Raw genomic sequence first — 20232 nt, forward strand, 5'->3', positions numbered from 1 at the left:
TTTGGGTGGCGAGGCCCGGAACCGACGACACCGGCCGGGTCAGGGGCCACCTCGGACCGGCCGTGCCCGCGCTCTGGGTCCACGGCAGGTCACCCTCGGTCAACTGTGCGAGGAAAGGTGTCGGCTCGGCCAGCATCCGTCGGAAATCTGACCCAAGTCGACCCGTTGTGCCGGTGGTGCGCGGTGGTTAAGCTCTTCATGCGCGCCCCAATCGCCCGCTTCCCCCGTGGCAGGCGATCGGGGCGCGCGTCTCTGTCAAGAAGGGCCCGCACGCTTCGGCGTGCGGGCCCTTCTTCCGTCGCGCTGTGCGGCGCGTCGCCTGTCGGTGCTTATATCCACCGACCGTCGAGCCACATCCGGGACAGCCAGTCCGAGTACGGAATCACCCGGCCGACGAAGATCGGATAGAAGTACGCAAAGCAGGCCGCCACCAGCAGCACGTACGCCCCCGCCGCGATGCTGCCCACCAGTCGGCGCTCGTAACTCGGGTCACCGGGCACCAGTGGCGCCACCGCACCCACGTCACCCCCGGGGGGCGCGATCAGCGCGCCCAGCACGTACACCACGGCCAGCACCAGGAACGGCACCGCCGGCGCGGCGTAGAACGAGAACATCGTCCGGCCGTCGAGGGCGAACCAGAACCACGGCAGCAGCCCGGCGGCCACCGTGAGCAGGATCGCGCCGGCCCGCCAGTCCCGACGGGCCACACCCAGCCAGACCAGGGCAACCAGGGCGGGCAGGAACGACCACCAGAGCAGCGGGGTGCCGAGCAGCAGGATCTCCGAGGAGCAGGTCGCCGCGCCGCAGACGCCGTTGTTGGCGTAGTGGAACGCCACCGGCCGGCCCAGCAGCAACCACTGCCACGGCCACGACTGGTACTTGTGCGCGTCGTCGAGCTGGGCGTGGAAGCCGTACGCCGCGCGATGGTATTCGAAGAGGTTGATCAGCGGACCGATCACCGGGCGGTCGCTGAGCGGAGCGCCCGGGTAGGACGACGCGAGCCGGTAGTAACCGTCGTCGGTGAGCAGCCAGCCCGACCAGGTGGCGATGTAGGTGCCCACCATGAGCACGCCCGCGAGCACCAGCCAGGGCAGTTCGTCGACGAGCGTGTCCCGCCAGGGCCGGCGGACCCCCGCCGAGCGGCGGACGCCGACCTCCCAGAAGAGCACCAGCAGCGCGAAGGCCGGCACGAAGTACAGCGCGCTCCACTTCACCGCGCAGGCACAGCCGATCAGCACCCCGGCGGCCAGCCGCCACCACGGCCAGGTGCGCCAACCGGTCGGCGGCCGGCCGGCCCGGCCCGGCTGGCTCGGGTCGAGCCCGTCGTCCAGAGCCCGCGCCCAGCGCCGACGGCGGGCGTCCCGATCGAGCACCAGCGCGCCGAACGCGGCCAGCACGAAGAAGAGCAGGAAGATGTCGAGCAGGGCCGCACGGGACAGCACCATGTGGAAGCCGTCCAGGGCGAGCAGCAGGCCGGCCGCGCAGCCGAGCACCGTCGAGCGGAACATCCGCCGACCGATGCGGACCAGCAGCAGCACCGACAGCGTGCCGATCACGGCCGCCGAGAATCGCCAGCCGAACTCCGGCGCGGTGGTCATCAGGTGCCCGGGGACGGAGACCTTGGAATCGGCGTCCTGGTAGCCGAAGGCCCACTCGCCGATGCCGATCAACCACTTGCCCAGCGGCGGGTGCACCACGTACGACGGGACGTTGTCCTTGTAGTTCCACTCCACGCCACGGGAGATCAGCCCGTAGGCGTCCTTGGCGTAGTACGTCTCGTCGAAGATCTTGCCCTTGGGGCTGGACAGCCCGACGAAGCGCACGATCGCCGCGATGGCCACCACCACCGCCGTGGCCAGCCAGGAGAACCGGTCCGCCTGGGTGTCGACGGTGGCGAACCGTCGCCGGACCATGGCGGCCACCCCGCCGCCCTCGGCGTTCGGTGCCGTCGGCTCCTGGGTGGCACCGGGCTCGCCCGTCACCTGGATCATCTTGTCCGGATCGGCGCTCGGGCTCTGCGCTGTCGACGCACTCGTCACCCGGCGATCGTAGGCTGCCAAGGTGTCCGGTGGCGTCCGTCGTCCCTGATACCGGTATTCCCAGTCAGTGAAGGAGACGAATTCGTGGGTGAAATGTCCGAAGTTGGGCGCCTGATTCTGCTCGGTGCTCCACTCGGCAACCCCGCCGACGCCTCGGCCCGACTCCGGGAGGTGCTGGTCAGCGCCGACGTGGTCGCCGCCGAGGACACCCGCCGGCTCACCCGGCTGGCCCGCGACCTCGACCTCACCGTCGGCGGTCGAATCGTCTCCTACTTCGAGGGCAACGAGGAGCGGCGCACCCCCGAACTGGTCGAGGCCATCCTCGGCGGGTACGTGGTGGCGCTGGTCACCGACGGTGGGATGCCGAGCGTCTCCGACCCCGGCTACCGGCTGGTCCGCGCCACGTTGGATGTCGGAGCACCGGTCACCGTCGCCCCCGGGCCGAGCGCGGTCACCACCGCGCTGGCCGTCTCCGGGCTGCCCTGCGACCGGTTCTGCTTCGAGGGCTTCCTGCCCCGTACCCCCGGGGGCCGCCGATCCCGACTGCGCGCGCTCGCCGCCGAGGAGCGCACCCTGGTCTTCTTCGAGGCCCCGCACCGGATCGGTGCGATGCTCACCGACCTGGCGGACACGTTCGGGGCGGACCGGCCGGCCGCGGTCTGCCGCGAACTCACAAAGACCTACGAGGAGGTGCTCCGCCGCCCCCTCGGCGAGCTGGCCCGGTGGGCCAGCGAGGGAGACCCGCGCGGAGAGATCACAGTGGTGGTGGCCGGAGCGCCGGTGACCGCCGCCGAACGCCCCGACGACGACACCCTGCGCGCCGCCGTCGCCGAGCGGGAGGCCGCCGGCCGGTCCCGCCGGGACGCCATCACCGACGTCGCCACCGAGTACGCGTTGCGCCGCCGGGACGTCTACACGATCGTGCACAGCTGACCGCTGTGGTCGGGGCCGCCTGACCACGGGGTCACCACGCGGCGGCCAGGAAGCCGAAGGTGATCAGCATGGGGCCGGCGATGGCGGCGGCCACCGCCCAGCGGCGGTGCCGGCGGCCGGGCAGCCGGGACGACCCGGTCCACCGGACGATGCCGGCGGTGCAGCCCAGCACCACCAGCAGACCGGGCAGCCACAGCAGGTGCCGGCCCACGCCGACGTCCGCGTACGCGGTGCCGCTGTCCGGGCCGGTCATCCGCGCCGGCAGCGGGGTACCGGCCGCGCTCTCCTCGACGGGCACGCCGCTGACCCGGACACCATGGGCGATGAACCGCCCGTCGTCGGCCGTGAAGATCCCCCGGCACCGCTGGGTGAGCCCGCCACCGGAGCAGTCGTCGATCACCACAGTGCCCGTCCGGGCATGCCCGACCGCGAGCCAGAACGGGCCGGCGCTGACCCAGGCGAAGAAGGCCGCGGCCAGGCTCAGCCCCACCAGCGCGGCGAGCCCGGGCAGCGGATCCGGCGGTGGGGGTGTGCGGCTGGGTGTCCGGCGCCACGCCAGCCGGAAGCCGCGAAACCGCGCTGGTGCCGGGTCCTTGCGGACCGGGGTGCCGTCCCAGTGCACCTGCTCGATCGGTGCCCAGAAAGCGCCGTCGTCGTCCGCCGGGTCGCCGTCGGGCCGGTGGTCGCGCTGCCGGCGGCCCTGCTGCCGGACCGGCACCCGACGCGGCACCGCGTCCACCGGCGCGCCGGTGGTCGGTTCCACCTCGACGGACTCCCCGCCGCCCGGCACCGCGCCGGCCGGCCGGCCCGACGAGCCGGGCCGGACCGGGCTGGGCACGGGTGCCGCGGGGGTCGGACGGGTCGGGGTGGGCGACGGCGCCGCCGGTGCGGGGCGGGCCGGTGCGGCGGATCTTCCCGCCGGGGTGGGCCGCTGCGCACCCGGGGCGGCGTTGGGCACCAGCCGGGGCTGCGGCGCGACCCCGGCGACCCGGGGCGCGGCGTGCTCCGGCCCCGGGTCGCCGCCGACCGCCGGCCCGGTGGGACGGTCCTCGTGGTCCCGCGCCGCTCCTCTGCCCGTCACGACGTTCATTGCACACCGCCCCAGGAGGTGAAACGGGCAGCTGAGCCGCGTGTCGGCGACAAATCGGACCAACGGGCGAGGTGGTCGGACCGGTCCGCCGGTCGGGCACCCCCCATTGGTTCGCGAACGCCCCGGACCTGTCACTAGGCTCACTGCTCATGAGTCACGTTCTCGCGGCAGTGGCCTGGCCGTACGCCAACGGCCCCCGCCACATCGGCCACGTCTCCGGTTTCGGCGTTCCCTCCGACGTCTTCGCCCGGTACATGCGGATGGCCGGCCACGACGTGCTCATGGTCTCCGGCACCGACGAGCACGGCACCCCGATCCAGGTGCAGGCCGACGCCGACGGGGTGACCCCGCGCGAGCTGGCCGACCGGTACAACAGGGTGATCGTCGAGGACCTGCACGGCCTCGGTCTCTCCTACGACCTGTTCACCCGCACCACCACCCGCAACCACTACGCGGTGGTGCAGGAGTTGTTCGAGGGGATGTACCGCAACGGCTACATCGTGCCGAAGACCACAATGGGCGCGATCTCCCCGTCCACCGGGCGTACCCTGCCCGACCGCTACATCGAGGGCACCTGCCCGATCTGCGGGTACGACAGCGCCCGCGGTGACCAGTGCGACAACTGCGGCAACCAGCTCGACCCGATCGACCTGATCAACCCGAAGTCGCGGATCAACGGGGAGACTCCGAAGTTCGTCGAGACCGAGCACTTCTTCCTGGACCTGCCGGCCCTGGCCGACGTGCTGCGGCAGTGGCTGGACACCCGCGAGGGGTGGCGGCCCAACGTGCTGCGGTTCTCCCGCAACCTGCTCGACGACCTCCAGCCCCGGGCGATCACCCGTGACCTGGAGTGGGGCGTACCGATCCCGCTCGACGGCTGGCGCGACCGGTCGGACAAGCGGATCTACGTGTGGTTCGACGCCGTCATCGGTTACCTGTCCGCGTCGATCGAGTGGGCCCGCCGCTCCGGCGACCCCGACGCGTGGCGGAAGTGGTGGTCCACCGACGGTGCCGGTAAGGACTCCCAGTCCTACTACTTCATGGGCAAGGACAACATCGTCTTCCACTCGGTGATCTGGCCGGCGCTGCTCTCCGGATACTCCGGCGAGGGCTCCCGCGACGGTGAGCCGGGCGAGCTGGGTCGGCTCAACCTGCCCACCGAGGTGGTCTCCAGCGAGTACCTGACCATGGAGGGGCGCAAGTTCTCCTCGTCCCGCAAGGTGGTCATCTACGTCCGCGACTTCCTGGAGCGCTACGACGCCGACGCGCTGCGCTACTTCATCGCCGCCGCCGGCCCGGAGAGCAACGACACCGACTTCACCTGGGCCGAGTTCCTCCGCCGCAACAACGACGAGTTGGTCGCCGGCTGGGGCAACCTGGTCAACCGGTCCGTCTCGATGGCCGCGAAGAACTTCGGGGCGATCCCGCCGGTCGACCCGGCCGGGCTCACCGAGGCCGACGAGGCGTTGCTCGCCGTCGCCCGGGCCGGGTTCACCACCGTCGGCGACCTGATCGGCCGGCACCGGCAGAAGCAGGCGATCGGTGAGGCCATGAAGGTGGTCGCCGAGGCCAACAGGTACCTCTCCGAGCAGGCGCCCTGGAAGCTCAAGGACGAGGCGGACAAGCCCCGGATGGGCACCATCCTGCACGTCGCCCTCCAGGTGATCAGCGACGCCAACACGCTGCTCACCCCGTTCCTGCCGCACTCCGCGCAGCAGGTGCACGAGCTGCTCGGGGGCACCGGCGTACACGCGCCGATGCCGGTGATCGAGCAGGTCGACGACCTGGACGGCGGCCCGGCGTACCCGGTGCTCACCGGGGACTACACCGTCGGCGCGCGCTGGGAGTCGGTGTCCATCGAGGCAGGCCGCCCGCTGGCCGTGCCGAAGCCGGTTTTCCGCAAGCTCGACCCGTCGATCGTCGACGAGGAGCTGGCCCGGCTGGCCGACTGAACGTACGACGCGCGGCGGCGGGAAGCCCTGCCGCCGCGCGCCGTCACATCGCGTACCGGGTGTCCATCACCTGGTCGTCGGTCACCTCGGCGCCCGGCGCCCACGCCTCGTAGACGCCACGTTCCTGACACTGCGCGCCGGTGGTGACCACGGTGTCCGGGTTCGGGTAGCGCAGGCGCACCCGCAGCCAGCCGGCCTCCTCCCGCAGCACCAGGCACAGCACCCCCCGCCACGCGGCGAACCGGACCCGGCGGGCCACCGCCTCCACCGGGTAACGGGCCGCCCTGGTCATCGCCAGCACCCGGAACCCGCCGGGTAGGTCGGCGACCGCCTCGTACTCGCTGTCGCCGTACATGCCGACCAACTGCGTGGAGCGGGGCGCGTCGGCGTTCGGCACGTACTCCTGATCCGGGGAGAGGCCCGGCACCGCGGCCAGCAGGTGCCGCCACTGCGGGCCCACCATCCGCAGCCACCCGCGCTGCTCGGCCTGGTAGGTGTACAGCACCACCTCCACCCCCTCCGCCGGGTAGGCGATGAGGGCGGCGTTCGCCGGCATCGGCAGGTCGGCGAAGTCCCGGGTGATGAACTCCGGGATCAGCTGACCGTTGCTGGGCACGAAGCCGGTGCCGAGCACCGGGGCGCCGAGCCGGTCCCGGGAGGGCAGCGCGGTCAGACCCCGGTGCGCCGGGCCCACCGGCACGTCGTAGTCGCCCGGGTCGGACGCCCGCCAGCGCAGCGCGTACGCCACGTCCGGGCCGTCCCGGCCAGCGTCGCCGTCGGTACGCAGCACCGTCGTCGCCGCCGGCGTACGCAGGTGCGCCACGTCGTGCTCGCGGTAGCAGAAGCCGTGTGGCAGCCAACCCCGTAGGTAGCCGGCGACCTGCTGGGCCGAGAGCACCTTCATCATCCGGGTGCCCCGCCGGACCACAGCCGACGCGCGCGCCATCGCCAGCGTCGGGTCGCCCGCCGCCGCCGGCTGTTGGCTGAGCTGGTGCAGGTACGCCCAACCCCGCTCGCGATGGGCGGGCATCAGCAGCGGCGTCTCCGGCTCGTCGACCGGCTCCGTCGCCCCGTGCACCGCGGTCACCTCGGTGACGTGCACGAAACGGCGCCACGGCAGGGCGCTGCCCGGGCGGGGTGCCCACTCGAAGCCGGCCACCTCGTCGGCGCTGAACAACTCGTACGCGGCGCCCCGGGCGATCTCCTCGGCCGGATACACGCCGCCTCCGAACGCCACGTGCAGGCCGGTCCGTTCGCCGGCGGTGCCATCGGCCCGGGGGGTGACGCTCATGCCGTCATGTCCCTCTGTTCGATGAGATGGGGTTTGCAACCTGTCGCGTCCGCTCGGTGGTGACCGTAGAGTCGCGCGGCGTAGTCGGGGTGAACGTCGGGTGGCGGGCAGATGGACAGGCCCGGTGTGTGATGCTGTCGCTGATGAGCGAGCCCACTGAATCCCGCCGCGAGCGTGCCGCCCGGCGGGCCGGAGAGTTTCCGCCCGCCCCCGAGTCGCTGCCCCGGGCGGTGCTGGACAGCCACACCCACCTGGACATCACTGTCAGCGAGGCCGGCGTGCCCGGCGGCGGCCCGGCCGACGACCCGGTGGCCGTGGCCATCGCGCTGGCCACGAAGGTCGGCGTGGACCGACTGGTCCAGGTGGGCGTGGACGTCGCCTCCTCCCGGTGGGGCGCGGACACCGCCGACCGGTACCCCGCCGTGCTGGCCACCGTGGCCCTGCACCCCAACGAGGCGCCCCGGCTGAGCGACCTCGACGAGGCGTTGCGGGAGATCGAGTCACTCGCCGCCCGCGACCGCGTCCGGGGGATCGGCGAGACCGGTATGGACTTCTTCCGGACCGGCGACGAGGGACGTGCCGCGCAGGAGCAGAGCTTCCGGGCGCACATCGCCATCGCCAAGCGGTACGGCAAGACGCTTGTCATCCACGACCGCGACGCGCACGCCGACGTGCTGCGGATCCTCGACGACGAGGGCGCCCCCGACCGGGTGGTGCTGCACTGCTTCTCCGGTGACGCCGACTTCGCCCGCGAGTGCGTCCGCCGCGGCTATCTGCTGAGCTTCGCCGGCACCGTAACCTTCGGCAGCGCGACGGCGCTGCGCGAGGCCGCCGCGCTCACCCCGGTGGACCAGATGCTGGTGGAGACCGACGCCCCGTACCTCACCCCGATGCCGTACCGCGGCCGGCCCAACGCGTCGTACCTGATCCCGCTCACCGTCCGCGCGCTCGCCGCGACCACCGGCAGCGACCTGGACGAGCTGTGCGCGGCCATCTCCGCCACCGGCGACCGGGCCTTCGGCCCGTGGTGAGCCCGGCCCGACGGTCGGCACCGACCCCGTCGTTACGCTGCCAGCCATGACCGGACTCCTCGGCCCGGCGGAGATCCGGGAACTCGCGGCCCGGCTGGGCGTCGCGCCCACCAAGAAGCTGGGCCAGAACTTCGTGCACGACCCGAACACAGTGCGTCGGATCGTCACCGTCGCCGGCCTGACCCCCGACGACGTGGCCCTGGAGGTGGGGCCCGGGCTCGGCTCGCTGACCCTGGGGCTGCTGCCGGTGGCCGGGCACGTGCACGCCGTGGAGATCGATCCGGTGCTCGCCGGGGCGCTGCCGGAGACCGTCGCGCGGCACGCCGGAGCCGACGCCGCCCGGCTCACGGTGCACCGCGCGGACGCGCTGCGCATCGCCGCCGCCGAGCTGGCCGACCCGGCACCGACCGCGCTGGTGGCGAACCTGCCCTACAACGTCGCCGTGCCGGTGGTGCTGCACCTGTTGGCCGTGCTGCCCACCCTGCGACACGGCCTGGTGATGGTGCAGAAGGAGGTCGCCGACCGGCTCGTCGCCGGTCCCGGCTCCAAGGTGTACGGCATCCCGTCGGTGAAGCTCGCCTGGTACGCCCAGGCCCGGGGCGCCGGCAAGGTGCCGCCGAACGTGTTCTGGCCGGTGCCCAACGTCGACTCCGGCCTGGTCGCCTTCACCTGCCACGAGCCGCCCCGCTCCGACGTACCTCGGGAGCGGGTCTTCGCAGTGGTGGACGCGGCGTTCGCGCAGCGCCGTAAGACGCTGCGCGCCGCCCTGGCCGGCTGGGCCGGCGGCGCGGACCGGGCGGCCGCCGCGCTCACCGCCGCCGGCGTCGACCCCGGCGCCCGTGGGGAGTCGCTGACCGTCGAGCAGTTCGCCGCCATCGCCGCGTCGGCTCCGGTCGGTACGCCGGCCGCGAAGTAGGCTGACGCCGTGCCCGCCGAGGACACCGAGGAGCTGATCGTGGCCAAGCCGTTCGACATCCGCCTGCGCATGCGGGACATCACCCCGTGACCGAGGCCTGGCGACCGGACGACGACGAGCCACGTGGGGCCATCGGCCCGGTGCGGGTGCGGGTGCCCGCGAAGGTCAACCTGCACCTCGGGGTGGGCCCGCTGCGCCGGGACGGCTACCACGAGCTGAACACGGTCTACCACGCCATCTCGATCTACGACGAGCTGACGGCCCGCCGGGGCGACACCCTCGCCCTGACCATGGAGGGTGAGGGCACCGGCGAGCTGGCCCTGGACGACACCAACCTGGTGATCCGCGCCGCGCACGCCCTCGCCGGGTACGCGGGGGTGCTGCCGCACGCCCGGCTGCACCTGCGCAAGCAGATCCCGCTCGCCGGTGGGCTGGCCGGTGGCAGCGCCGACGCGGCTGCCGCGCTGGTGGCCTGCGACGCGCTCTGGGGCACCGGGCTGTCCCGCGACGAACTGGCCGGCATCGCCGCCGACCTCGGCTCGGACGTGCCGTTCCTGATCTACGGTGGCACCGCGCTGGGCACCGGCCGGGGCGAGGCGATCAGCCCGGTGCTGGCCCGCCCCACCTCCTGGCACTGGGTGGTGGCGATCGCCGACGCCGGCCTGTCCACCCCGACCGCCTACCGGGAGCTGGACCGGCTCCGCGACTCTGGTGCCGCCGGCACCCCGCTGGGCAGCACCGACGCCCTGCTGGGCGCGCTGCGCCAACGTGACCCCCGGGTGCTCGCCCGTACGCTCGGCAACGACCTCCAGGCTGCCGCGCTGGCCATGCGCCCGGCGCTGGCCGACACGTTGAAGGCCGGCGAGGCGGCCGGCGCGCTCACCGGGATCGTCTCCGGCTCCGGCCCGACCTGCGTGTTCCTCGCCGCCGACGCGGCCGACGCGGAGCGGATCGCCGCCGAGCTGACCGCCGCGGGCGTCTGCCGCGAGGCGCGGGTCGCGCACGGTCCGGTCGCCGGCGCCCGCGTCGGCTGACGACGCGTCCTACCGGGGCCGCTGGCACGCGGCGCGGACGTTCGGGGCGTCCGCGTACCCTTGGGACAGGCGTCCAGGTGCCCGCCGGCACCGGGACGCCTTGATCATGAAGGGTGGAACGTGGCGAACATCGTCAATCTGGACCGGGTGTCCAAGGGGTACGGCGCCGCCGGGCGGCTGCTCACGGACGTCTCGCTCGGCCTGGACGACGCCGACCGGATCGGCGTGGTCGGCCTCAACGGCGCCGGCAAGTCCACCCTGCTGCGGCTGCTCACCAAGCAGGAGGACCCCGACGACGGCCGGGTGACCCACCGCCGTGACCTGCGCGTGCTCTGGTTGCCGCAGCAGCTCACCCTCGCGCCCGAGGCGACCGTCCGGGACGTGGTGCTCGGCACCGCCTGGCTCGACGAGGGCATGGGCGCCGAGCACGAGTGGGCCGGCGACGCCGGGGTGCGGGCCATCCTCGACGGCCTCGGCATGCCGCACCTCGGCCTCGACCAGCCGGTCGGCCCGATGTCCGGTGGCGAACGCCGCCGGGTGGCGCTCGCGGCGCTGCTCGTCCGCGAATCCGACCTGCTCATCCTCGACGAGCCCACCAACCACCTGGACGTCGGCGGTGTCGACTGGCTGGCCCGGCACCTGGTCGGCCGCAGGGGCGCCCTGGTCGTGGTCACCCACGACCGGTGGTTCCTGGACGCGGTCTGCACCACCACCTGGGAGGTCGCCGACCAGACCGTCCGCGCCTACGAGGGTGGCTTCGCCGCCTGGACCCTCGCCCGCGCCGAGCGCGAGCGGGTCGCCGCCGCCACCGAGGCCCGCCGGCAGAACCTGCTCCGCAAGGAGATCGCCTGGCTGCGCCGTGGCCCGCCCGCCCGGACCTCCAAGCCGCAGTTCCGCATCGACGCCGCGAACGCGTTGATCGCCGACGTGCCGCCGGCGCGCGACACCATGTCGTTGCAGCGGATGGCGACCTCCCGGCTGGGCAAGCAGGTGTACGACCTGGAGAACGTCGAGCTGCACGCCGGCCCGAAGGAGATCCTGCGCGACGTCACCTGGCTGGTCGGCCCCGGCGACCGGATCGCCATCCTCGGCGCGAACGGCGCCGGCAAGACCACACTGCTGCGGATGCTCGCCGGCATCACCCGGCCAGACGGTGGCCGCCTCGGCACCGGCTCCACAGTGCGGCCCGCGTTCCTCTCCCAGGAGCTCACCGAGCTGCCCGGGCATCTGCGGGTGCTCGAAGCGGTGGAGGAGGTCGCCCGCCGGGTCCAGCTCGGGGACCGGGAGGTCTCCGCCGCGCAGCTCGCCGAGGTGTTCGGCTTCGACGACCGCCGGCTCTGGACCCCGGTCAGTGACCTCTCCGGTGGGGAACGCCGCCGGTTGCAGATGCTGCGGTTGCTGGCCGGCGAGCCCAACGTGCTGCTCTTCGACGAGCCCACAAACGACCTGGACACGGACACCCTCGCCTCGCTGGAGGATCTGCTCGACTCGTGGCCCGGCACGATCATCGTGGCCAGCCACGACCGGTACCTGATCGAGCGGGTCACGGACACGGCGTACGGGATGTTCGGTGACGGTCGGCTAGTGCACCTGCCGGGCGGGGTGGACGAATACCTCGCGCGGACCGCCGAGCGGGCTGGCTCTCCCCGGGCGGGCGTCACCTCGACCTCCGCGCCCGCCGCCCCCTCGGGTGGTGGTATGTCCGCCGCCGAGGTGCGTCAGGCCCGCAAGGAGCTGACCCGGCTGGAACGGCAACTCGGCAAGCTCGACCAGCGCGAGACCACGCTGCTCGATCAGCTCGCGGCGGACGCCACCGACTACGCCCGGGTCGCGGAGTTGGACACCCAGCTCAAGGATCTGCGCGCCGAACGGGAGCGGATCGAGGAGAGCTGGATGACCCTCGCCGAGGACCTGCCCGAGAGCTGACCGGCCGGGCGCGCCGGCCCGGGCCCCGTGTGCGGCGTCACACCACCACATGCGAGACAATCGTCGGCGACACCTACCCCACGGCGTTGGAGACACAGACATGGCACACACCCCCGTCAACCACCCCGCGCGGCCGATCTACCGGGCGATCGGCGGGCTGACCGGTCTGTACCTGGTCGTCTTCGGTGTGCTCGGCATCGTCGCGAGCACCGGCAACGAGATCCTCGCCCAGGACGACACCCGGGTCCTCGGTCAGGGCACCAACCTGGGCTTCTCGCTGCTCAGCGTGCTGCTCGGGATCGTCGTGCTGGTCGGCACCGCGCTCGGCCGCAACATCGACGTGGCGATCAACCAGTGGCTGGCGTACAGCCTCATGGTGGTCAGCCTGGCCGGTCTCGCGTTCATCCGGACCGACGCCAACATCTTCAACTTCAGCATCACCACGGTGGTCGTGGTGATGACGGCCGCCCTGGTGCTGCTCATGGTCGGCATGTACGGCAAGGTCGGCACGGAGGACGAGGCGGAGGCGTTCCAGAAGGCTCGTCTCGTTCTCTGATTCTTCTTCTTTGTGGTTGCGGCAGTGGTTTTCGCCGGAGCCCGAGCTGCTCCGGGCGGTCAGGCTTGATCCCTGCGCAGCTCGGGCTCCGGCGAAAACCTGACCTTGGTCCAGCCTTTGGCGGACCTCCCGCATTGGGGTTTTCCGGACAGTTGGCTCTGCCTTGGGCGACAATTCCCCTGAAACGGTCACATCAGGGGGTCTGGGCATGCCGCACTTTCCGGTCAACCATCCGGCACGGCCGCTCTACCGGGTCCTCTCCGGGCTGATCGGGGTCTACATCCTGGTCTTCGGCGTCTGGGGCGTCGCCGAGACGATCGGCGACCCACTCTTCGCCCGCACCAGCACCTGGGCCCTCGGGCTCCGGACCAACCTGGCCTTCTCGCTCGCCTCGGTGATCTTCGGGATCGTCCTGATCATCGGGGCCTCGCGGCGCACCAACCTCGGCCACTACATGAACCTCACAGCGGGCGTGGTGTTCCTGGTGACCAGCATCCTGACGATGTCGGTGCTGCAGACCGAAGCGAACATCCTCAACTTCTCGATGTCGACAGTGGTCGTGTCGATGCTGTTCGGCCTGATCCTGCTCGGCACCGGCCTCTACGACAAGGTCGGCCCACCGGAATCCGCCGAGGCGGAGCTGGAGCACCGCAAGCACCCGGTGGCCGACGTACACCGCCGCTGATCGGGTCAGCTACGCCGCGCGGTGATCAGCGTCGGCTTCGCCTCCAGGTGCGACAACCCGTTCCAGGCCAGGTTCACCAGGTGCGCCGCCACCGTCTCCTTGCGCGGCTTCCGCACCTCCAGCCACCAGCGGCCGGTCAGCGCCACCATGCCGACCAGCGCCTGCGAGTACAGCTCGGCGAGCTTCGGGTCGTACCCGCGGCTCTTGTACTCGGCGCCCAGGATGTGCTCGACCTGGTGCGCCACGTCGTTCATGACGCTGCTGAAGGTGGCAGTGCCGGACATCAGCGGCGACTCGCGGACCAGCACCCGGAAACCGCTGGTCTCCTCCTCGATGTAGGTCAGCAGGGCCAGCGCAGCCTGTTCCAGCAGCTCGCGCGGATGACCGGCGGTCAACGCCGTGGTGATCCGGTCCAACAGGGCCCGGACCTCCCGGTCCACCACCACCGCGTAGAGCCCTTCCTTGCCACCGAAGTGCTCGTACACCACCGGCTTGGAGACCTTGGCGCGGGCCGCCACCTCCTCGATGGAGGTGGCGTCGAAACCGCGCTCGGCGAAGAGTTGCCGGCCGGTCGCGATCAACTGCTCCCGGCGTTGGGCCGCCGACATGCGGACCCGGGAGGGGGCCTTGGCTTTCGGTGCCGCCGTCGGCGTCGCCCGTCGGCCGCCGACAGCTGCCGCCGCGTCGTCGCTGACCTCAGGCATGTCGCCGCCTCGCTGGCGCTCGGTGACGCCCTGCCGTGGAATGGTTCCTCCGCTGTGCCCGTTCACGTCGTCGCCTCACTGTCGGGCGGTCCGACCACCCTGACGCGCCGTTCGACCGTACCCGGATCGGGCCCGGCACCCCGTCCGCCGAGCCGCCTGGTCCCCCCGCATGGCTCGGTCATCCGGCCATCCTGCCAGGCGGCATCCCGGGGCACCGCCCGGTTTTAGCGGGGTGCGACAGGCTTCACGAGCTTGGCGGCGAGGCGCTCCGGCTTTGGCCAGCGCACCTGCGTCGCGGCGCCGGTCTTCTCGAACAACCAGATCACCCGGGCGGAGATGTCCACCTGACCGCGCAGCACGCCGTGCCGGGCGCTGGTCGGGTCGGCGTGGTGCAGGTTGTGCCAGCTCTCGCCGAACGACAGGATCGCCAGCGGCCAGAAGTTCGAGGCGCGGTCGCCCTGACGCATCGCGAACGGGCGCTCGCCGTAGACGTGGCACACCGAGTTGATCGCCCAGGTGACGTGGTGCAGGAGACCGATCCGGACCAGCCCGGCCCAGAAGAACGCGGTCAGCGCACCCTGCCAGGACCAGGTCACCAGGCCGCCGATCAGCGCCGGGCCGAGCAGCGAGACGGCCACCAGCGCGGGGAAGAGCCGGTCGACCCGGCTGATGTCCCGGTCGGCGATGAGGTCCGGCGCGAAACGCGCGCGGTTGGACAGCTCCCGGCGGAACAGCCAGCCCACGTGTGCGTGGAACAGGCCCCGGGTCAACGCCCAGAAGCTGGTGCCGAAGCGCCACGGGGAGTGCGGGTCACCCTCCAGGTCGGAGAAGGCGTGGTGTCGACGGTGGTCGGCGACCCACTGAATGATCTCGCCCTGCACCGCCAGAGAACCCGCGACCGCCAGAGTCACCCGCAGCCACCGCGTGGCCTTGAACGAGCCGTGCGTGAAGTAGCGGTGGAAGCCGACGGTGATGCCGAGCCCGGAGACGACGTACCAGACCAGGCCGATGATCACGTCGGTCCAGCCCAGCCAGCCGCCCCACGCCACCGGCACGGCGACCAGCAGGGCGACGAAGGGGATGACCACGAAAGCCCAGAGGGCGGCCAGGATGCCGGGGGACTGGCTGCCGTCGGTGAGTGGTTTGGGGCCGGGGCCGGCGGTGTTGGGTTCGAGCAGAGCAGTCGACATGGGACCTCGCAGGGGGATGGTTTGATCACGAAGCTACGCCTACGTCACCGTAACTTACGGCCCCGTAGATCGCACGGGGAAGTTTCGAACGATCTTCGTGTAACTACTCGAACGCCCAGGTCAGTAGGCCCGGTGGTGGGTGTCTGACCGGCCCCCGAAACGAGGGATCGAGGTGTGGGCCGACGAGCCTGGGAGGTCGGGGGCGTCGATCTCTCACGGTACGGCGGGATGAGCGATGGCGTCCGGCGGCCGGGGCGCTAAGGTGTAGCGGCGGGATGTCCATCCATCCCTCATGCGACATGCTCAGCGTCGCTGATCGGCCGTGGTGTAATTGGCAACACCCGGGTCTTTGGTACCCGTATTTCAGGTTCGAACCCTGGCGGCCGAGCTGCCCACCTACGTCCGTTTTAGGGTCCGGTGGGGGTAAGAGGGGAACGTGCCGGGCCTCGCGGCTAGCATGGCCGCGAGAGTGTCCGCCGTCCCGACGGGAGCCACGTCGTGCCCCAGCCCCACCTTCGTACCGTCGTCGTGCTCGCCGCCGGTGAGGGCAAGCGGATGAAGTCGACACTGCCCAAGGTGCTGCACCCCCTGCTCGGTCGGACGCTCCTCGGTCACGTGCTGAGCGCCGCCGCCCCGCTGGGCGCGGACCGCACCGTCGTCGTGGTGGGGCACGGCGCCGACCAGGTCCGGGCGCACCTGTCCGAGGTCGCTCCGGACGCCACGCCGGTGCTCCAGGCCCAGCAGCTCGGCACCGGGCACGCCGTGCGGATCGCGCTGGACGCCGTACCGGACGGTGCCGGCACGGTCGTGGTGATCAACGGTGACGTGCCCCTGCTGCGACCCGAGACGGTCGGCGCGCTGGTGACCGCGCACGAGGAGGCCGCCGCGGCGGCCACCGTGCTGGCCGCCGAGGTGCCCGACCCGGCCGGCCTCGGCCGGATCGTCCGGGACGCCGACGGCCGCCTGGAGCAGATCGTCGAGGAACGCGACGCCGACGCCACGCAGCGAGCGATTCGGGAGATCAACGCCGGCATCTACGCGTTCGACGCGGTGCGGCTGCGCGAGGCGCTGGGCAAGCTCTCCACCGACAACGACCAGGGCGAGGAGTACCTGACCGACGTCTTCGGCCTGCTCCGCTCGGCCGGTGAGCCGGTGGCGGTGCACGTCGCCGTGGACCACGTCGAGACTCTGGGCTGCAACGACCGGGTGGAACTGGCCACGCTGCGCGGGCTGCTGCGCGACCGGATCAACGAGGCCTGGATGCGCACCGGGGTCAGCCTGCTCGACCCCGCCACCACCTGGATCGACGTGACGGTCGCACTGGACCGGGACGCCGTGGTCGACCAGAACACCCAGTTGCGCGGCGGCACCGTGGTCGGCGCCGGCGCACTGATCGGGCCGGACGTCACCCTGATCGACACCGTCGTCGGCCCCGCCGCGTCGGTGATCCGCAGCCACGCCGTCGGCGCCGAGGTGGGCGCTGGCGCGACCGTCGGGCCGTACGCGTACCTGCGGCCGGCCGCACAGTTGGCCGAGAAGGCGAAGGTCGGCACGTTCGTCGAGGTGAAGAACTCGCAGATCGGCGCCGGCGCGAAGGTGCCGCACCTGACGTACGTCGGCGACGCGACGATCGGCGAGCAGACGAACATCGGCGCCGCGTCGGTCTTCGTGAACTACGACGGGGTCAACAAGCACCGCACGGTGATCGGCAGCCACGCGCGGACCGGGGCGGACAACATGTTCGTGGCGCCGGTCGAGGTGGGCGACGGGGCGTACACGGCGGCTGGTTCGGTGATCGTCGACGACGTGCCGGCAGGGGCGATGGGCGTCGCCCGGGCGCGCCAGCGCAACATCGAGGGCTGGGTGGTCATGCGGCGCGCCGGCACCGCCGCGGCGGAGGCCGCGCAGCGGGCCCGCGACGCGAAGGATGCGCAGCCGGCCGGCGACGCGAAGGGTGCGTCCGGTACGACAGGTGCCGCAAGCCACAGTGAGGCAATCCACGGGGCGACCGAGACGGTGGGCGGCGCATCCGGCTCGGGAGATACTGCAACCGAATAGTCCCTGACCCACCACCACCGGGTCGGGTACCGCCGACATAACGGGAGCAGACGGGCCCATGGGCAGCATCGTCGCCGAAAACCGCAAAAGCCTGATGCTCTTTTCCGGACGTGGCTTTCCGGAGTTGGCCAAGGAGATCGGCGAGGTGCTCGGCGTCGCGCCGACCCCGGCCGACGCGTACGAGTTCGCCAACGGTGAGATCTTCGTACGGTTCAAGGACTCGGTACGTGGTTCGGACGCCTTCGTGGTGCAGTCCGTCACGCACGGAGTGAACACCTGGGTCATGGAGACCCTGATCATGGTGGACGCGCTGAAGCGGGGGTCGGCCAAGCGGATCACCGTGGTGCTGCCGTTCTACCCGTACGCGCGCCAGGACAAGAAGCACCGCGGTCGGGAGCCGATCTCGGCCCGCCTGGTGGCGGACCTGCTGAAGACCGCCGGCGCGAACCGCATCCTCACCGTCGACCTGCACACCGCGCAGATCCAGGGCTTCTTCGACGGCCCGGTGGACCACCTCTTCGCGATGGACATCCTGGCCGAGTACGTGGAGCACAAGTACGCGGGCCGGCCGATGACAGTGGTGGCACCGGACTCGGGCCGGGTGCGGGTGGCCGAGCGGTGGACCGACCGGCTGGGCGGCTGCCCGCTGGCGTTCATCCACAAGACCCGTGACCCGATGAAGCCGAATCAGGTCGTGGCGAACCGGGTGGTCGGTGAGGTCGAGGGTCGGGTCTGCCTGATCGTCGACGACATGATCGACACCGGGGGCACCATCGCCAAGGCCGCCGACATCCTCAAGGAGTCGGGCGCGGCGGAGATCGTCGTCGCGTCCACCCACGCGCTGCTCTCCGACCCGGCCACCGAGCGGCTGAAGAACAGCTCGATCAGCGAGATCGTGGTGACGAACACGCTGCCTCTCCCGCCGGAGAAGCAGCTGGACAAGCTCACCGTGTTGTCGATCGCGCCGCTGCTGGCACGGGCGATCCGGGAGGTCTTCGACGACGGCTCGGTGACCACCCTCTTCGGTGGCCTGAGCTGAGCCGAGCCCCGTTTCCGCCACTCGACACGCTGGCGGGAGCGGGGCTGGCAAACTGACGGAAACGGGGCTGGCACGCTGGTGGGAGCACCACCGACGGGCCGGTTCCGAGCCGTGATCGGGGACTGCCGGAAACCCTGGAAACAGCTCGGGTAGACTGGTGCGGTTGCCACGGCGAGGGTGCCCGGCGGGCCGCTGAAAAGCGCCGCACGGAGGCACCGTCATCGACGCGGTGCTCCGGGCAGTCGTTCATGACGCATGAGCCCCAGCGAGCCCCTCGCCCCAGCACCGTTAGACGACAAGCCGCCGCAGCGAAAAGCATCAGGAGTTTCCCCGTGTCCGAGGTAAAGATCAGCGCCGAGCCCCGTACCGAGTTCGGCAAGGGTGGTGCCCGCCGTACCCGCCGGGCCGGCAAGGTGCCCGCCGTGCTGTACGGCCACGGCGAGAAGCCCAAGCACATCGCGCTGCCGTCGCGGGAGTTCGCCGCCGCGATCCGCAAGGGCGGTGCCAACCAGCTCTTCGCGATCGACATCACCGACGGCACCCAGGTGCTGGCGCTGCCGAAGGCGATCCAGCGTGACCCGATCCGCGACACCTTCGAGCACGTCGACCTCATCCTGGTCCGCCGGGGCGAGAAGGTCACCGTCGAGGTCCCGGTCCAGCTGACCGGCGAGGCCGCCCGGGACACCCTGATCGTGCACGACCACGACACCCTCTCGGTGACCGCGGACGCCACCAAGGTCCCGGACCACCTCGAGGCGTCGATCGAGGGCCTGGAGGCGGGCACCCTGGTGACCGCCGGCGATGTCGAGCTGCCGGCCGGCGTCGAGCTGGCCGCCGACTCGGACCTGACCGTCGCGTCGGTGACCGCCGCCCCGACCGCCGAGCAGCTCGAGGCGACGCTGCCCGAGGTCGAGGCCGCTACCGACGAGGCCGAGGCCGAGGTCGGCGAGACCACCGAGGGCTCCGAGGGCGCGGACGCTGCCCCGGCCGAGGGTGGCGAGACGACCGAGGCGCGCACCGAGGCCTGATCGGTTCGTACTGTGCGACAGGCGTCCCCGGATGTTCGGGGGCGCCTGTCGGCATATCGGGAGTCGGTGGGATGGGCGTCGGAAGGGACGGGTCGTGACGGACGAGGCGGGGCCGTGGCTGGTGGTCGGCCTGGGCAACCCGGGCCGGGAGTACGCCGGCAACCGGCACAACGTCGGGTTCATGGTGGCCGAGCTGCTGGCCAAGCGGGTGAGCGCGCGTTTCGGCCGGCACAAGCGGGCGGTGGCCGAGGTGGCCGAGGCGCGGCTGGGGTTCGGTGGGCCGAAGCTGGTGCTGGTGAAGCCACTGACGTACATGAACCTCTCCGGCGGGCCGGTCGCGGCGCTGGCGCAGTTCTACAAGGTGCCGACGAATCAGGTGATCGCGGTGCACGACGAGTTGGACATCGAGTTCGGCCAGGTACGGGTCAAGTTCGGCGGCGGCGAGGGCGGGCACAACGGCCTGCGCTCGATGTCGAAGTCGTTGGGCACCAAGGACTACGCCCGGGTGCGGTTCGGCGTCGGTCGACCGCCGGGGCGGCAGGATCCGGCGGACTACGTGCTGTCGGATTTCGGCGCGGCCGAGCGTAAGGAGTTGGATTTCCTGGTGGACCGGGCCGCTGACGTGGTGGAGTCGGTGATCACCAGGGGCGTGGAGCCGACCCAGAACCTCTACCACGGCAGCTGAGCCGGGCGGGGCGTACCCGAATCGGAAACGGCGGGCCGGTAGTCTGCGCCTTTCGGCGTGCCGCGACCGGCGACG

17 protein-coding genes and 1 tRNA gene are annotated in these 20232 nt (G+C 71.8%); 13 read left to right on the forward strand and 5 right to left on the reverse strand.

The window, feature by feature from the left end; translation table 11 throughout:
* Positions 1-329: 329 nt before the first annotated feature.
* Positions 330-1991, reverse strand: coding sequence for a dolichyl-phosphate-mannose--protein mannosyltransferase (locus tag IW249_RS13070; RefSeq protein ID WP_231393437.1), 1662 nt, complete (start codon positions 1989-1991; stop codon positions 330-332).
* A gap of 141 nt (positions 1992-2132) precedes the next feature.
* On the opposite strand from IW249_RS13070, the gene rsmI reads away from it, so the two are divergent.
* Positions 2133-2972: a 16S rRNA (cytidine(1402)-2'-O)-methyltransferase gene (gene rsmI, locus IW249_RS13075; protein WP_231393438.1), complete on the forward strand. Its 840-nt coding sequence runs from the start codon at positions 2133-2135 to the stop codon at positions 2970-2972.
* A gap of 31 nt (positions 2973-3003) precedes the next feature.
* Here the strand turns inward: rsmI and IW249_RS13080 are convergent, their stop codons facing one another.
* Positions 3004-4062 (reverse strand): hypothetical protein, encoded by a 1059-nt coding sequence (locus tag IW249_RS13080; protein ID WP_372432961.1) that lies wholly within the window; start codon positions 4060-4062, stop codon positions 3004-3006.
* A 149-nt stretch (positions 4063-4211) separates the two neighbouring features.
* On the opposite strand from IW249_RS13080, the gene metG reads away from it, so the two are divergent.
* Positions 4212-6014: a methionine--tRNA ligase gene (gene metG, locus IW249_RS13085; RefSeq protein ID WP_196920974.1), complete on the forward strand. Its 1803-nt coding sequence runs from the start codon at positions 4212-4214 to the stop codon at positions 6012-6014.
* A gap of 43 nt (positions 6015-6057) precedes the next feature.
* Here metG and IW249_RS13090 read toward each other — a convergent pair whose 3' ends face one another.
* Positions 6058-7305, reverse strand: coding sequence for a hypothetical protein (locus IW249_RS13090; protein ID WP_196920975.1), 1248 nt, complete (start codon positions 7303-7305; stop codon positions 6058-6060).
* A 131-nt stretch (positions 7306-7436) separates the two neighbouring features.
* Here IW249_RS13090 and IW249_RS13095 point away from each other — a divergent pair, with 131 nt between their 5' ends.
* The 6 genes from IW249_RS13095 (at position 7437) to IW249_RS13120 (ending at position 13453) form a co-directional block, all read left to right on the forward strand.
* Complete coding sequence (locus IW249_RS13095; RefSeq protein WP_196920976.1) at positions 7437-8336, forward strand: TatD family hydrolase; 900 nt, start codon at positions 7437-7439, stop codon at positions 8334-8336.
* Between the two features lie 46 nt (positions 8337-8382).
* Positions 8383-9252, forward strand: a complete 870-nt coding sequence (gene rsmA, locus IW249_RS13100) for a 16S rRNA (adenine(1518)-N(6)/adenine(1519)-N(6))-dimethyltransferase RsmA (protein ID WP_196920977.1) — start codon at positions 8383-8385, stop codon at positions 9250-9252.
* A gap of 86 nt (positions 9253-9338) precedes the next feature.
* The gene (locus IW249_RS13105; protein WP_196920978.1) at positions 9339-10286 is read left to right on the forward strand and encodes a 4-(cytidine 5'-diphospho)-2-C-methyl-D-erythritol kinase; all 948 of its coding nucleotides are present in this window, start codon (positions 9339-9341) and stop codon (positions 10284-10286) included.
* Between the two features lie 120 nt (positions 10287-10406).
* Positions 10407-12212: an ABC-F family ATP-binding cassette domain-containing protein gene (locus tag IW249_RS13110; RefSeq protein ID WP_196920979.1), complete on the forward strand. Its 1806-nt coding sequence runs from the start codon at positions 10407-10409 to the stop codon at positions 12210-12212.
* 100 nt (positions 12213-12312) lie between these two features.
* On the forward strand, positions 12313-12768 hold the full coding sequence (locus tag IW249_RS13115) for a DUF4383 domain-containing protein (RefSeq protein ID WP_196920980.1): 456 nt from the start codon (positions 12313-12315) through the stop codon (positions 12766-12768).
* A gap of 208 nt (positions 12769-12976) precedes the next feature.
* On the forward strand, positions 12977-13453 hold the full coding sequence (locus IW249_RS13120) for a DUF4383 domain-containing protein (protein WP_196920981.1): 477 nt from the start codon (positions 12977-12979) through the stop codon (positions 13451-13453).
* Positions 13454-13458: 5 nt separating this feature from the next.
* On the opposite strand, the gene IW249_RS13125 is transcribed toward IW249_RS13120, so the two are convergent.
* Both IW249_RS13125 and IW249_RS13130 read right to left on the reverse strand, forming a co-directional pair.
* A complete protein-coding gene (locus IW249_RS13125) occupies positions 13459-14157 on the reverse strand; it encodes a TetR/AcrR family transcriptional regulator (RefSeq protein ID WP_196920982.1) in 699 nt (232 codons plus the stop codon).
* 224 nt (positions 14158-14381) lie between these two features.
* Positions 14382-15347 carry an acyl-CoA desaturase gene (locus tag IW249_RS13130; protein ID WP_196920983.1) on the reverse strand — a complete coding sequence of 322 codons (966 nt, stop codon included), beginning with the start codon at positions 15345-15347 and terminating at the stop codon, positions 14382-14384.
* Between the two features lie 316 nt (positions 15348-15663).
* Between IW249_RS13130 and IW249_RS13135 the strand changes: the two genes are divergently transcribed.
* The 5 genes from IW249_RS13135 (at position 15664) to pth (ending at position 20157) form a co-directional block, all read left to right on the forward strand.
* Positions 15664-15735: transfer RNA gene (locus tag IW249_RS13135), tRNA-Gln, on the forward strand.
* Positions 15736-15845: 110 nt separating this feature from the next.
* Positions 15846-17405, forward strand: a complete 1560-nt coding sequence (gene glmU / locus IW249_RS13140) for a bifunctional UDP-N-acetylglucosamine diphosphorylase/glucosamine-1-phosphate N-acetyltransferase GlmU (protein ID WP_196920984.1) — start codon at positions 15846-15848, stop codon at positions 17403-17405.
* 58 nt (positions 17406-17463) lie between these two features.
* Positions 17464-18444, forward strand: coding sequence for a ribose-phosphate diphosphokinase (locus tag IW249_RS13145; RefSeq protein ID WP_030329105.1), 981 nt, complete (start codon positions 17464-17466; stop codon positions 18442-18444).
* 332 nt (positions 18445-18776) lie between these two features.
* Positions 18777-19472: a 50S ribosomal protein L25/general stress protein Ctc gene (locus IW249_RS13150; protein WP_196920985.1), complete on the forward strand. Its 696-nt coding sequence runs from the start codon at positions 18777-18779 to the stop codon at positions 19470-19472.
* A 94-nt stretch (positions 19473-19566) separates the two neighbouring features.
* Complete coding sequence (gene pth, locus IW249_RS13155) at positions 19567-20157, forward strand: aminoacyl-tRNA hydrolase (protein WP_196920986.1); 591 nt, start codon at positions 19567-19569, stop codon at positions 20155-20157.
* Positions 20158-20232: the final 75 nt, after the last annotated feature.

The sequence above is a fragment of the Micromonospora vinacea genome (assembly GCF_015751785.1).
Classification (GTDB): Bacteria; Actinomycetota; Actinomycetes; order Mycobacteriales; family Micromonosporaceae; genus Micromonospora; species Micromonospora vinacea.